Below are 13,417 nucleotides of genomic sequence, written 5' to 3' on the forward strand. Positions count from 1 at the left end.
GAAAAAGCGCTTCGTTAGCTGATTCTATCGAGAGAGCGCTAGTTAGCTTCCTCGATGGCGGCGTTGAGGGTATCGAGCATCTCCTGTTGCTCGTCCTCGCCGAGCGGGACGTAGCCGACCTCGTTGGCGACGATTTCGCGGCTGGTGGAGTTCTCCATCCAGTAGCGGGCGAACGCCGCGATGTGGTCCTCCGCGAGCGACTCGCGGGCGGGGTAGGTGAAAAGCGGGCGAGAAAGCGGGTTGTACTCGCCGGACAGCGCCGTGTCGAGCGACGGTTCGACGAACTCGCCGGCGTCGTTCTCGACGGCGACCGCCTGCACGGCGTCGGTGCTCTCGCTGTAGTACGCGAAGCCGAGATAGCCGATAGCGTACTCGGAGCCCTGGACGCCCTGGATGATGGTGCGGTCCTGCTCGGTCGCGGAGTAGTCCTGGCGGTGGCCCGGACCCTCCTCGCCGATGATGGCCTCGATGAAGTAGTCGTAGGTACCGGAGGCGTCGGTGGGGCCGTAAATCTCGATCTCCTCGTCGGGCCACTCGGCGTTGACGTCCGCCCACGTCGTCGGGGCCGACTCGGCCGAGAAGATGGTCTGGAGCTGTTCGACGGTGAGGCCCTCGCCGATGAAGTCGTTGTCGTTGTTGACGACGACCGTCAGGGCGTCGGTGGCGACTTTGAGCTCGACGGGCGTCACGTCGTTGCTCGCACACTGTTCTTCCTCGTCGGACTGAATCGGGCGCGAGGCGTTGTTGAAGTCGGTCTGGCCCGTACAGAAGTAGTTCGCGAAGCCGCCACCGGAGCCGGTGGACTGGAGGTTGATGTTGACCTCGGAGTGGTCGGTCTGGAAGCGCTCACCCATCGCGGTTGCGAGCGGGAACACCGTCGAGGAGCCGGCGATGTCGATGGTTCCGGAGAGCTCGCCGCTCCCGCCGCCCGACGAGTCCGTTCCCTCGGAGTCACCGCCGGAGTCCCCGCCGGAGCTACCGCCCTCGCCGCCGGAGTCCCCACCGGTGTTGTTCTCCGTACACCCAGCGAGTCCCGCGAGACCGGCCGCGCCCGAGGCAACCAGGAACTTACGCCGCGACAGACCGCTGTCCGAGTTACGCGTCATTGATTCTGAGGAGCCGATTTTTGCGTAAATACCCTGCTATGACGACTATATAGTGATACATTATGATATGTTCTCAATGAATGGTAACGTGTGACGGGAATGGGTCGAATCCGGCGAAAACAGTCGATTATCTCAGTTACGGCCGCTTCGTGGCGAACTTTCTCCGACATGTCAGAAAACGCGGGACGCTCGGGCCGACGGACACGACGCGAAATGACTACTGAGTGAGCGGATTTTCGCGTCCGAATCGACACGAGTCGCGTTCAGTCACGACCACCACATAAAACCAGTCTTCGATATATAGAGATGGACAGTTTTATTGTGTATTGAGAACCACCCACGGATATGGTCGAAACCCGAAAGGTGCAGGTGACGGGCGGTTCCACCTACACCGTCTCGATTCCCAAAGACTGGGCGACAGACAACGGCGTCTCGGCGGGGAGCGAAGTCGAGTTCTACCCGGAGGGCGACTCGCTGTTCTTGACGCCCCGCTCGGAAGAAGAACGCACCGAGGGAACCCTCGACATCGCGACCCTCGAAGGCGACGAACTCACGCGCGCCGTCATGACGATGTACGTGAGCGGGTTCGACATCATCGCGCTGGAGAGCTCGCGCATCACGACCGACCAGCGTCGGACCATCCGCGAGGCGACCCAGAGCCTCGTCGGTCTCGAAGTGCTCGAAGAGACGCGCGACCGGGTCGTCATCCGCGACCTGCTCGACTCCTCCGAGCTCTCCATCCACAACGCGGTCACCCGGATGCGACTCATCTCGCTTTCGATGCTCGAAGACGCCATCGCGGCCATCGCCGAGCAGGACGACGACATGGCCCGCGACGTCATCCAGCGCGACGACGACGTCGACCGCCTCTGGATGGTCGTCTCCCGCATCTTCCGGGCGACGCTCCGGACCCCGAAGGCCGCCGAGGAGCTCGGCCTCCCCCGCGAAATCTGCTTCGACTACCAGTCCGCCGCCCGGCAACTGGAGCGCATCGGCGACCACGCGACCAAAATCGCCCACCTCTCGTTGAACTTCGAGGAGCCGGTCGACGACGAAATCGTCGAGGCGATTCAGGAGCTGTTCGAGGAGGCGAAAGCAGTCGTCAACGGCGGCATGGACGCGCTGTTCGCCGAGGAGAGCGACGAGGCGAGCCGCCTCGCAAACGAGTCCCGCGAGGACGTCCAGGCCATCGACGCGAGCGCCCGCGGCATCGACGAACTCCTCCGGGACCTCGACCCGGCTCGCGCGCAACTGCTCGGCCTCATCGTCGACTCCGTCTCGCGGAGCGCCGACTACGGCGGCAACATCGCCGAGACGGCGCTTCAGAAGTCCGCGCCGACGCCCTGACCGGCCGACCCGCCGGTCGGTTCGTCGCGCGGTTCGATTCGGTATCGTCCAGTCTCGTTTTCGGCTTCGACCGCACCACGTCCGCGAGCGACGACGGCGAGGCTCACGGGGGTGAAACATCGGACCGCGCCGAAACGACGACGCGGGGAGAGAACCTTACTCTTCGTCGACGGCGACGGCGTTGACCTGTCCGTCCTGACCGGGGCGGGAGGTGACGCGGGCGCGACCGGCGCTCGTTTCGATGATGGAGCCCTTCGTGATGATGTTCCGGCGGGCGTAGTTGACGTTCGACGGGTTGTCGACGACGCCTTCGATGTCGGCCTGCGTCACGTCGGCACCGTCTGCGACCTGCGCGACGTTCATCGAGAGGGCGCGGAGCTTCTCGTTGTTACCGCGGGAGTCGATAATCTGGAACCGGGGCTCGCCGACCGTCGTGGCGGCGGGTTCGCGGCCCAGCTGGTAGCGCTTCTTGTTTCGGGACGGCTTGCGCCGACCGCCGGTCCGCTTCCGCTTGGAGCGTCCTTGGTCCTTCATACGGGGTAAAAACCTCGGTGACTACTTGAATCGCTCGAATCGGTGCTCGGCGGAGGCGGGTGCCACCACGTCTCTCGGAGGGGATGGCAACACAAACCGTTTAGTTCGCCCGCGCCCGCCGTCGAACCGATGAGTCTCGACGTCACCGTCGCCGTCCCCTTCCGGCAACACGGCTCGACCCGCCTCGGCGAAGGCGAGTTCGTCGTCGCCCTGTCGCTCGACCGCGACTGGTTCTCCCCGGACCAGGCCAAGCGCCTCATCGACCTCGCCGCGGGCCGCGGCCTCGTCGAGCGTGACGACGGCGAGGTCGTCGCGACGTTCGACCCCGCCGAGGTACGGATACCCGAGGAGTTCGAACCCGACGCCTCCGTCCTCCGCGAGCAGTCGGCGTTCGAGCAGATTCTCGACGCCTGCGTCGCCGCCGACATCGAAAAGCAGGCCGCCGTCGCCGGCATCAACGAGCGGCAGTCGCGCCTCGGCATCACCGCCGAGGCCGCCGCGGTCCTCTTCGCGCGCGCGAACGACGTAAATGTCGACGACGCGGCCGAGAAAGCAAAGCGCTCGCTGGCCGAGTAGCACCGTCTTTTCGTTCCGTTCTCGTCGTTCTGCTCCGTCTTCCGACCGCCCGCGAAGCGACACCCCGAAACCGTCCGGGCGCGAACGACCGGCATGGTCGTCGATTCGCTCTCCGACGGGACACGCATCGCCCAACTGCTCGCCTCGGAGGTCACGGGCCACGAGGACGCCTTCTCGGCTCTCTCGGTCGTCGACGCCGACCCCGACGTGGAACCGACCGACGACGGCGCGCTCGCTTACGCGGTCACCGCCGACGGCGAGCGCGTCGCCGAGGTGTACGTCCAACCGGACCGCGCCCGCGTCGAGTTCCTCGCCCACCCCGACGTGACCGCCGAGGCCGCCTCCGAAGCGGGACTTCGCGTGCGCCCGAAGGCGGTCCGCCCGCCGCGGACGCTCGTGTTCGTCGAGGACGGCGCGCAGGTGAAGTGGACGCTCCCGGCGTTCCGCGCGCTGGTCGCGGCGCTCGACGCCGGGGACCGAACGGAATAACGAGCCGCCCGTCGCGCGACCGACTCAGAGGTCCGCGACGAGTTTCGGAAGTTTGGTCGGCAGGTCGTCGTGGTGGATGTGCGCGACCGCCCGCGGGTCGGGGTCGTCACAGCCCTCCCCGAGCACCTGCACCGGGAGCATCCCGGCGTCGTGCGCGCCGGCGATGTCGTGATGGACGCTGTCACCGACGTAGACGGTCTCGTCGGGTGCGGTTCCGAGGCCGTCGAGCAGGGCGCGGAACGCTCGTTCGTCCGGCTTGCCGGCCGGGAGCGCGCCCGTCACGAGGGCCGTATCGAAGTGGTCGCGCCAGCCGAGTTTGTCGATTTTCGCTTCCTGGGCCACGACCGGCCCGTTGGTGAGGAGGCCGACGCGGTAGGTCGTCCGCAGGCCGGCGAGCATCGCCTCGACGCCCTCGACGGGGACGACCGCGTCGGTGATTCGCTCTCTGTACGCCGTCGCGACGTGCTCCGGGTCGACGGGAGAGTCGTGCTCGTCGAGGAGCGTCTCGAAGATGGGCGCGCGGGTCTCGCGCGTGAGGTTCTCTTGGTGTGCCCGGAGATACGCCTCTCGGGTCAGCGGGGGCGCGCCCGCCGCCGCCGCCGCCTCCGAGAGAATCGTCTCGCGGTCCCGCGTCGGCACCGCGAGTGTGTAGTCGAGGTCGAACCCGACCGCGCTGACAGACATCGTCGGTGAAGCGTTGGCAACGGAGCGGTATGAGCGTGCCGGGACCTGTCGAGGGGACGAGCCGTCTCGCGCGTGCTCGCGCCGGCCCCGTCGGGGCGGCTCCCACCGACGACGACAACCACTATAGCCGTCGGCGACGACGCCGAGGTATGACCCTCGACCCCGTCCACGTGGACGACATCGCGTCCATGGCGAGCACCATCGCGGACTCGGTCGACGACGCCGACTACGACGACCTCGCGCGGACGGTCTGGGAGTCGTGGCTCGACCCCCTCGAATCGCCCGACGGGGGGCTCCCAATCGTCGAACCGCTCGGCGAAAAACAGCTCCACGCCGCCGACGTCGACGACGTGGCGCTCACGGAGTCGCCGTTTCCGACCGTCCACGGCCTCGACTCGGGGACCATCAACCCGACGACGTTCAAAAACGGACTCGTCCTCGACGTGGCCCACGCCGCGATGGCCGCCGAGCCGTCGGACCTCGACCTCCACCGCCACCGCTCTATCGTCATGGCGGCGCACACCCACGACCCGGTTCCCCTGTTCGACACGGACGACTGGCACCAGTCGGACGAGGGGTACGGTCGCCGGCGCGTGCTGAGCGTCCCGCGGGTCAACCGCTACGCCGAGGGCGTCGTCCACGCGCTCGCGCTCTACCTCGCCGAGAGCGACCACGCGCTCGAACACGCCGACGCCGTCTCCGACCTCCTCATCCTCGACGGGCCGGTGTACCCGAAGGAACTCCTGAACTGGCGCGACCGCGACGCCGAACTGAGGGATCTCGCGCGCGACGCGAAGCCGAAGGCCGTCGTGGAGAACTACGTCCGACTCGTCGAGCGCTTCGTCGAGCGCGACGTCCCCCTCGCCGGCTTCGTGAAGAACCCCGGCGCGAAACACGTCGTCCGCACGGTCAGGAAACAGCTCGACGGGAGCGACGCCGGCAGGCGGCCGTGGGTCGACGACGCCGCCTTCTTCGTCAACCTGCTCGAACGCCGGGAGGGCCCCGACGGCGACGAGCGCCGCACCGACGAACTCACGTTCACGAGCTGGTTCGCCTCGCGCGGCGGGTCGGACCGCCAACTGAGCGCCGAGGGCGAGGCGTTCGGCATCGAGCGGAAACTCGACCGCGAGGCGTACACGGTGACGTTCTTCGTGCTGTACGACCCCCGAACCGACGTGTGTTACCGGGTCGAAGCGCCCTACGCGTTCACGAAGGACCCCGAGCGCCGGGCCGACCTGATGCACCACGTCGTCCGCGACGTGGCCGCCACGCGCGGGCCGCCGCTGGCGGTCGAGAAGGCCGACGAACTCGCGCGGGTGAGTATCGGCGAGAAGGCCGCGCTCAGGCGCAAGCTCTCCGAGAAACTCGACTCGGACCCGATGAAGAGCTACGACAACATCCGCTGGGTCGACGCCGACGAGTGAGCCTCGGGGTGTCGCCCGTGCAGACAGCACAGAACCGCATCGGCGCGCGCGACTCAGCGCGACGCGTCGCCCTCGGGAGAGCCCTCGTCGGCGGAGCGGTCCGCCGGCTGTTCGCCCTCCGGCGTCCCCTCCTCTTCGGGCCTGACGACCTCGACTCGCACGTCGTCAGCGGTGACGCCGACCCGGGCGAACTGCGTCCTGACGTGTTCTTTCGCCGCCGACAGCGCCTGTTCGCGGGTGTCGAACCCCCGGGGAAGCGGCGTGTCGAAGGCGACGCGAATCGTCCGCCCGTCGATTTCGGTCTCAGAACCGCCGCTTTCGACCTCGTAGAACTCGTCGCAGACCCAGACGTAGGGGGCGTCCTCGTTCGGCGCGCCGCGGTAGGTCGGCGCTTGCTCCCCCCGCTCGAATATCGTGCCGGTGAGTGCCGTGCCGCCGCCGTGACCGCGGACCAATAACATAGCCGAACTAGGGGCGCGACACGGAAAAGTCGTACGCGACGGCCCGAGACCGCGGGATACGGGATCGTGGGATACGGGACCGCCCGACACGGGACCGAGAGCAGTCGCCGACGCGTGGCTTTTTACTCGCCGCCCGCAAGCGTTGGAACATGACCGACCTGGGGGATTTCAGCGACTTCGCCGGCGACGACTCCGACGACTCGTCAGACGCGGGTCGAGACGAGCAGGCGGAGACCGCCGCCGGGAACGGAGGCTCCGCGCGTTCCGAATCCGTCTCGGAACCCGAGAGCGCGACCGCCGCGAGTTCGGCCGACGCCGACCGCGTCGATGCCGGCCGCGACGGGCGTGACGACCCCGACGACGGCGGTTCGACCGATGCGGCCGGCGCGACCGGCGCGACCGACGACGCGGACGACCTGCAGTTCGACCAGTACGACGCCGACCCCGTCGGCGACGAGCGGGGCGTCGGCGCGATTGCGGTCTCGCAGGGCCTGCGCGTGTCAGAGGACCCCGACCGGACGGCGCTCCGGGCGTTCGTGACCACGGGCAACCGAGAGCGCGTCCGCCTCGGCAAGTACCTCGTCGTCCCCTACCCCGACGACGAACTGCTGTTCTGCCGCATCGTCGGGCTGGAGTACGCCCAGGAGTTTCAGGCCGACGACGCGACGGAGATTCACGCCCGCCGGGCGATGCGCCGCCCGGCCGACGAGTTCGAGGAGCGCGATTTCAAGTTCATGGCCGAACTCGAACCCATCGCCGTCCTGTTTTCCGACCGGGGAGACCTCAAGCGCCGGATGGTCGACCGCGTGCCGAAACCGCAGGCGACGGTCGGCGAGGCCACCGACGCGACCCAGATTAAGACCGGCCTGAAGATTCCCGAGGCGGGCGTGTTCCTCGGCCACCTCTCGGTCGGCGGCGAGAAGGTTCGGACCGCGGCCCGGCCGCCGACCATCGACTACCGGCTGAAAGACGACTACGCCGACGGCGACCCGCTCGTGTTCCGCCACACGCTCGTCGCCGGCGGTACCGGGTCGGGCAAGACCCACGCCTCGAAGAACATCCTGCGGCAGTACCTCGCCGTGGAGCGGAGCTACGAGATGGACGACGGCCGCGAGGTCCAAGCGGCGGTCGTCCAGTTCGACCCGCAGGACGAGTACGCCCAGATGCACGACGACAACCCGGACATGGACGCCGAGACGGCGCGGCGCTACGAGCGGGAAGGCGTCGCCCACGGCGGTCACGACGACACCGTCGCGCTCGTCCCCAAGATGGCCGGGTCGTCGTACCCGGGGGCGAATCACCGCGCCGAGCAGTTGAAGTTCACCATCCCCTTTTCGATGGCGCGGGACCTCCCGTGGCTCGTCGCCGGGAGTAGTCTCAACGACAACCAGTACCCGGCGCTCATCGAACTCCTGAACCGCTTCTTCCGGGACTACGGCGACGCGGGGACGTACAAGCAGTTCCTCAAGTTCCTCGACGACCCGGCGCTGAAAGAGGAACTCCACGAGTCGGGTCGGGTCCACGAGGCGACCTTCGACGCGGTGAAGCGTCGGGTCCGCGGCGTGCCGAGCGGCGTGTTCGACCAGGACGCTCGCCCGATAACCGAACTCGACCACCAGCTCGTCCGCCCCGGCGGGCTGACGGTCGTGCCGACCTACCACCTCTCGTCGAGCCGGGCGAAAGAGCTGTTCGTCCTCGCGGTGTCGGCGCTTCTCATCGACGACAAGCTCTCGAACGACCCGTCGAGCGACCGCATCAAGGAGACGCCGGTCGTCCTCGGGATGGACGAGGCGCACAACTTCCTCACCGACGCCGATTCGGTGCAGGCGCGGAAGGTCATCCAGAAGTTCACCGAGGCGGCCAAGCAGGGCCGCAAGGAGCGACTCGGGCTGTTTCTCATCACGCAGGACCCACAGGACATCGCCGACCCGGTGTTCAAGCAGGTGAACACGAAGGTCGTGCTCAACCTCGGCGACGAGGACGCCATCAAGAGCGTCAACATCCCGCCGAACCTCGAAGACAAGGTGCCGTACATGGAGAAAGGGCAGATGGTCGTCTACTCGCCCGACAACTCGGAGCCCGTCGAACTGACGGGGCTTTCGACCTGCGTGACGCGACACGGCGACTGACGGCCCCGACGCGGCGCGCTCGCCGGGCGGCTTTTTAGCGGTCGGCCGAGTAGTCCGCGTCATGGCCGAACACGTGCTCGTTCCGACCGACGGGTCGCCGCAGTCGGTCGCCGCGGTTCGCTTCGCCGCCTCGGAGTGGCCCGACGCCGAGCTCACGCTCTTGAACGTCATCAACCCCGCCGACGCCGACTACAGAGAGCGGGCGCTCAGCGGCTCCGAGGAGTGGTTCCAAGCGGAGAAACGAAAGGCGAGAGAGACGTTCGCCGAGGTGAAAGCCGAGGTGGGACTCGTCGACGTCGACAGGGCGGTGACCGACCGCATCGAGGTCGGCAGTCCCGAGAAGGTCATCGTCGAGGTGCTCAAGGGCGACGACGCCGACTACGACCACGTCGTGATGGGGAGCCACGGCCGCACCGGCGTCTCGCGCATCCTACTCGGGAGCGTCGCGGAGGAGGTCCTCCGGCGGTCGCCCGTGCCGGTGACCATCGTCAGGTGAGCCGCGACGGGCGGTCGCCGCCAGTGCGCCGCGTCTCCGACCACCCGGGTAACACCGACGCCACCCGGTAGTGTTCCGATACGAGGACTGCGAGCACACCGGAATCGGCCGGTTCGACCGGATTGCAACGCCCTATTCCCGTGCCGTCCCTGACTGCAATCGATGGAGTTCACAGAGGTCGTGACGACCCGCCGTTCGGTCCACGAGTACGCCGACGAGCCGCTCGACGACGAGACCCTTCGGACGATATTCGAAAACGCCGTGCAGGCCCCGTCGAGCTACAACCTCCAGCCGTGGGAGTTCGTCGTGCTCCGCGACGACGAGACACAGCAGGTGCTCCGCGAGGCGGCCTACGACCAGGAACACGTCACCGGTGCCGCCGCGTCCGTCATCGTGCTCGGCAACAAGGACCCCGAAGCGCACGCCGAGACCGTCACCGACGACATGCTGGAGAAGGGCTACCTGCCGAACGAGGAGGTCCGCGACGGCATCCTCGATAACATCGCCGGCATGGCCGACCTCCCCGAGCAGGAGCGCCGCGTCTGGACCGTCCGCTCGACGTCGCTCGTCGCGATGTCGCTCATGTACGCCGCGTGGGACGAGGGCGTGGCCTCCTGTCCCGTCGGCGGCTTCGACGCCGACGCCGTCCTCGACGCGTTCGACATCGACGGCGAGCGGTACGAGCCCGTGATGCTCCTGACGATGGGTATCCCCGCCGACGACGCCGGCGAGTTACAGGCGGAACGCAAGTACCGCCGCCCGGTCGACGAAGTCGTCCACTTCGAGCGCTTCGAGTCCGAACAGTCGGCCGACCCCGCGCCCGCCGACGACTGAGCTATCGACGGCGCTTCCGACGACGCTTTTCTTCGGTTCAGAGCGCGTGTCCGAGGCGAACGCCGCCGGAACGCCGACCGCCGACTCAGAAAATGTTCGCCTGCTGGTAGACGCTGATGCCCTCGTTCGTGAGTTCGTAGGGCTTGGTCTCCCGGGAGTGGTTGGCGTCGCGTATCTTCTGAATCTCGATTGCGAGCCGCGTCTCCCGGAAGTCGTCGCCGCGAACGTACTGGAGGACGAACACGGCGTCCGAGAGGTATTCGACGATGCCGTGTCGGGAGACGTAGGGGGTCGACTGGTCCGCCTCGGAGGTGAGCATCGTCGTCACGCCGGCGTCCTTCAGCGACCGCGTGAAGTTGAACACCTCGCTTCGGCGCTTCGAGGGTTGGTCGTACATCATCTCCAGAAGCGAGACGGAGTCGAGGACGAGCCGGTCGGCACCGAACTCCTCGACCAGCCGCGGGAGGTCGTTGCGGATGCTCGACAGGCTGTTTGCCATCTCGACGGGGTCGAGGTCGACGATGGCCAGTCGGCCGTCGGCCTCGTGTTTCGAGAACTCCCAGCCCTTCTCGTCGGCCGTGTCGAGGATGCGCTCGCGGCTCTCTTCGAGCGTGATGTAGACGCCGCTCCCGCCGTCATCGAGCGCCTTCCGGAGGAACTGCAGGCCGAACGTCGTCTTGCCGGTCCCGGCGCTCCCGATGGCCACCATCAGCGACCGTTTGGGGACGCCGCCGAGAATCATGTCGTCGAGCCCCTCGATGCCGATGTCGATGCGGTCGAGGTCGGAGTCGAACTCCTCGTCGTCGAAGGTCGGGGAGGCAGACCCCTCGGGACCGGAGCCGGGGGTGGGACCGAATCCGAAATCGTCGTCGGGCGACTCGCCGCCGAACTCGCCGCCCGCGTCGGGCGTCGGCGCGTTGTTGAACGCCGTGGCGAAGTCGGTTCCAAACGGGTCGTCGTCTGTCGGGTCGTCGTCGACCTCACCTCCACCGAACGGGTCGTCGTCGACCTCACCCCCACCGAACGGGGCGTCGTCGCCGAACGATAGCGGTTCGCCCTCGTCTTCGGCCGCGTCTGTCGCCTCGGGTCCTCCGCGTTCGGTCTCGGCGTCGGTTCCCGCTGACACCGACGCGTCCGGTGAGTCCGAGTCCGCGGCTCCACCGCGACCCGCTGACCCGTCGGTCTCGCTGTCGTCGCTCTGCTCGTGTTCGTCCGGGTCCGCGTCGTCTGCGTCGGTCTCGCTGTCGTCGCGCTCGCGGAGTGCCCGCTCGAACCAGTCGTCGTCGCTCACGGGAGCCACCACCGAACGACAGCGCGGCCGGCGTCCGTGCCTGCCATCACCTCATGGTGGGCAGGCGTCGTGATGAACGTTTCCCGTGTGGCCGCACCGGGACGTCCTCGTCGGAACGAGACGGGCGGACGCGAGACCGGGCGACGTGACGGTGGGCTTTTGCCGGGGGACGCCAAACCGCGGGGCATGAAGGTCGGCATCGTCGCACAGAAGGGCAACAGCCGGGCCGCGTCCCTCGCCGCGGACGCGACCGAGGCGCTCGCCGAGGTCGACGCCGAGGCGGTCGTCGACGCGGCGACCGCCGAGGAGTTGGGCGTCGAGGGTGCCCCCGTCGAGTCGTTCGACTCCTGTGACCTCGTGGTGAGCATCGGCGGCGACGGAACGTTTCTCTACGCCGCCCGCGGTGCCGACGGCGTCCCCATTCTCGGCGTGAATCTCGGCGAGGTCGGCTTCCTGAACGCCGTCTCGCCCGACGACGCCATCGACGAGGTGCTGGCCGAGGTGGCCGCGTTCCGCGACGGGGAGCTGTCGGTTCGGGAGGTGCCCCGCATCGTCGCCACGGGCGATGACTGGGAGATGGACCCGTCGATGAACGAGGTCGTCGTCCACGGCCCGCGACGGGGTCACGGCGGCGGTGCGAGCCTGGAAGTCCGCGTGGACGGCTCGCTGTACTCCGGGAGCCACGCCGACGGCGTGCTCGTCACGACGCCCGCGGGGAGTTCCGCCTACAACCTCAGCGAGGGCGGCCCGCTCGTCCACCCCGGCGTCGAGGGGCTCGTCGTCACCGAGATGGCGGCCGACGAGGGGATGCCGCCGCTCGTCGTCCCGCTTGACGCCGCCGTGACCGTCACCGTCACCGACGCGGCGTCGGCGGTCGTCGTCGGCGACGGCCGGACCCGTCGGACGGTGTCGCCACCGACGGAGATTCGCATCCAGCGGTCCGACTCGCCGGTTCGACTCGCCGGGCCGACCTCCGACTTCTTCGAGGCGCTCGGCAAACTCGACTGACTGCGCCGCCGACTACTCCGCGAGTTCGCGCTCGCCCTCGCCGCCCGAGGCCTCGGCCCGGGGGAGCGGCGTCCAGTCGATATCGACGACGTTGTCCGCCCGCCCGCGAAGTCCGGTACGGGAGACGACCTCGAACGTCCGGTTTTCCGTCTCGCGGGTGAAAAGCGAGTGCGCGAGAACGTTCGCCACGTCGGCGCGGGGGATGCTCCCGCGGACGGAGTCGCCGCCCTCGCCGACGACCACGTCGGCGGTCGCGGGACTGTCGGTGAGCGCGCCGGGCCTGACAATCGTGTGGTCGAGCGGCGCGTCCCGGAGTCGGGTTTCGCTTCGTTCCTTCGCCGAGAGGACGCCCGACGCGGTGAGAATCGCGCGGAGCGACAGCGGGAGTCCGCCCTTCGAGTCGCCGACGCCGATAGAGGACGTGAGGACGAACCGCTGTGCGCCGGAGGCGGTCGCGGCGTCCACGAGGTTCACCACGCCCGCGCCGTCGACGAGGTCGCCGCGGATGGTTTCGAGCCCCGCCGAGACGCCGACCGCGGAGACGACGGCGTCGGCGTCGAGGACCGCTCGCCGGGCGTCGTCGGGGTCGAGGAGGTCGCCGACGACGACCTCGTCCGCGCCGCGCGCTCGGAGGTCGGATTCGGCGTCGGCGTCGCGGGTCAGCGCCCTGACGACGAGGGGCGTCTCGGCCAGCGCGTCGAGGACGTGTCGGCCCGTCCGACCCGTCGCACCGGCGAGGAGGACGCGACCGCGATTGCGTGCCATACCCGCGCATGGGGGCGCGGCTCAATAACCTTCGGGAACGCGTCAAAAGTCCGGGTCGGCGGCGGTCGCCGGCCGGGAGAAAGGGGAACCGAATCGAGGTCGAACCGAAACGTCGAGTCGGGCGTGTCGCGCGCCCTACCGACTATTTACCTGAATTGAGGCGCTAAGGCCCCTTCCTCAACGAGCGAGCGGAGCGAGCGAGTAGGGAGGGGATACAGCGCCGCACGAGTAGCAAACACGTTCGACGCTCGGCCCACAGGCCCACCGCCATCT

The 13,417-nt window shown here is 68.2% G+C and carries 15 protein-coding genes; 8 read left to right on the forward strand and 7 right to left on the reverse strand.

The window, feature by feature from the left end; all coding sequences use genetic code 11:
• Positions 1-38 precede the first annotated feature (38 nt).
• A complete protein-coding gene (locus ACFQI8_RS04090) occupies positions 39-1,106 on the reverse strand; it encodes a PstS family phosphate ABC transporter substrate-binding protein (RefSeq protein WP_390242934.1) in 1,068 nt (355 codons plus the stop codon).
• Positions 1,107-1,451: 345 nt separating this feature from the next.
• Between ACFQI8_RS04090 and ACFQI8_RS04095 the strand changes: the two genes are divergently transcribed.
• A complete protein-coding gene (locus ACFQI8_RS04095; protein ID WP_390242935.1) occupies positions 1,452-2,453 on the forward strand; it encodes a PhoU domain-containing protein in 1,002 nt (333 codons plus the stop codon).
• Here ACFQI8_RS04095 and ACFQI8_RS04100 read toward each other — a convergent pair.
• Together ACFQI8_RS04100 and ACFQI8_RS04105 are read right to left on the reverse strand one after the other, a co-directional pair.
• Positions 2,429-2,560 (reverse strand): hypothetical protein, encoded by a 132-nt coding sequence (locus ACFQI8_RS04100; RefSeq protein ID WP_390242936.1) that lies wholly within the window; start codon positions 2,558-2,560, stop codon positions 2,429-2,431. The two genes, ACFQI8_RS04095 and ACFQI8_RS04100, sit on opposite strands and share 25 nt — an antisense overlap.
• Before the next feature lie 49 nt (positions 2,561-2,609).
• Positions 2,610-2,987: a 30S ribosomal protein S8e gene (locus ACFQI8_RS04105; RefSeq protein WP_390242937.1), complete on the reverse strand. Its 378-nt coding sequence runs from the start codon at positions 2,985-2,987 to the stop codon at positions 2,610-2,612.
• Between the two features lie 129 nt (positions 2,988-3,116).
• Here ACFQI8_RS04105 and ACFQI8_RS04110 point away from each other — a divergent pair, with 129 nt between their 5' ends.
• Both ACFQI8_RS04110 and ACFQI8_RS04115 read left to right on the forward strand, forming a co-directional pair.
• Complete coding sequence (locus ACFQI8_RS04110; protein ID WP_390242938.1) at positions 3,117-3,563, forward strand: DUF2240 family protein; 447 nt, start codon at positions 3,117-3,119, stop codon at positions 3,561-3,563.
• 93 nt (positions 3,564-3,656) lie between these two features.
• Complete coding sequence (locus ACFQI8_RS04115) at positions 3,657-4,052, forward strand: hypothetical protein (protein WP_390242939.1); 396 nt, start codon at positions 3,657-3,659, stop codon at positions 4,050-4,052.
• 24 nt (positions 4,053-4,076) lie between these two features.
• Here ACFQI8_RS04115 and ACFQI8_RS04120 read toward each other — a convergent pair whose 3' ends face one another.
• On the reverse strand, positions 4,077-4,736 hold the full coding sequence (locus ACFQI8_RS04120) for an HAD family hydrolase (RefSeq protein ID WP_390242941.1): 660 nt from the start codon (positions 4,734-4,736) through the stop codon (positions 4,077-4,079).
• Positions 4,737-4,885: 149 nt separating this feature from the next.
• Here ACFQI8_RS04120 and ACFQI8_RS04125 point away from each other — a divergent pair, with 149 nt between their 5' ends.
• Complete coding sequence (locus tag ACFQI8_RS04125; RefSeq protein WP_390242943.1) at positions 4,886-6,160, forward strand: DNA double-strand break repair nuclease NurA; 1,275 nt, start codon at positions 4,886-4,888, stop codon at positions 6,158-6,160.
• A gap of 53 nt (positions 6,161-6,213) precedes the next feature.
• Here ACFQI8_RS04125 and ACFQI8_RS04130 read toward each other — a convergent pair whose 3' ends face one another.
• The gene (locus ACFQI8_RS04130; RefSeq protein WP_390242944.1) at positions 6,214-6,621 is read right to left on the reverse strand and encodes a DUF7113 family protein; all 408 of its coding nucleotides are present in this window, start codon (positions 6,619-6,621) and stop codon (positions 6,214-6,216) included.
• Positions 6,622-6,770: 149 nt separating this feature from the next.
• Here ACFQI8_RS04130 and ACFQI8_RS04135 point away from each other — a divergent pair, with 149 nt between their 5' ends.
• The 3 genes from ACFQI8_RS04135 (at position 6,771) to ACFQI8_RS04145 (ending at position 10,080) form a co-directional block, all read left to right on the forward strand.
• On the forward strand, positions 6,771-8,750 hold the full coding sequence (locus ACFQI8_RS04135) for an ATP-binding protein (protein ID WP_390242945.1): 1,980 nt from the start codon (positions 6,771-6,773) through the stop codon (positions 8,748-8,750).
• Positions 8,751-8,811: 61 nt separating this feature from the next.
• Positions 8,812-9,246 carry a universal stress protein gene (locus ACFQI8_RS04140; protein WP_390242946.1) on the forward strand — a complete coding sequence of 145 codons (435 nt, stop codon included), beginning with the start codon at positions 8,812-8,814 and terminating at the stop codon, positions 9,244-9,246.
• 162 nt (positions 9,247-9,408) lie between these two features.
• Positions 9,409-10,080, forward strand: coding sequence for a nitroreductase family protein (locus tag ACFQI8_RS04145; RefSeq protein ID WP_390242947.1), 672 nt, complete (start codon positions 9,409-9,411; stop codon positions 10,078-10,080).
• Between the two features lie 85 nt (positions 10,081-10,165).
• Here ACFQI8_RS04145 and ACFQI8_RS04150 read toward each other — a convergent pair whose 3' ends face one another.
• Positions 10,166-11,371 carry a KaiC domain-containing protein gene (locus ACFQI8_RS04150; RefSeq protein ID WP_390242948.1) on the reverse strand — a complete coding sequence of 402 codons (1,206 nt, stop codon included), beginning with the start codon at positions 11,369-11,371 and terminating at the stop codon, positions 10,166-10,168.
• 186 nt (positions 11,372-11,557) lie between these two features.
• On the opposite strand from ACFQI8_RS04150, the gene ACFQI8_RS04155 reads away from it, so the two are divergent.
• Positions 11,558-12,379: an NAD(+)/NADH kinase gene (locus tag ACFQI8_RS04155; protein WP_390242949.1), complete on the forward strand. Its 822-nt coding sequence runs from the start codon at positions 11,558-11,560 to the stop codon at positions 12,377-12,379.
• Between the two features lie 12 nt (positions 12,380-12,391).
• On the opposite strand, the gene ACFQI8_RS04160 is transcribed toward ACFQI8_RS04155, so the two are convergent.
• A complete protein-coding gene (locus ACFQI8_RS04160; RefSeq protein WP_390242950.1) occupies positions 12,392-13,144 on the reverse strand; it encodes an SDR family oxidoreductase in 753 nt (250 codons plus the stop codon).
• Between the last annotated feature and the right edge of the window lie 273 nt (positions 13,145-13,417).

Origin of the sequence: Haloferax chudinovii (assembly GCF_042663345.1) — an archaeon.
Taxonomy (GTDB): Archaea; Halobacteriota; Halobacteria; order Halobacteriales; family Haloferacaceae; genus Haloferax; species Haloferax chudinovii.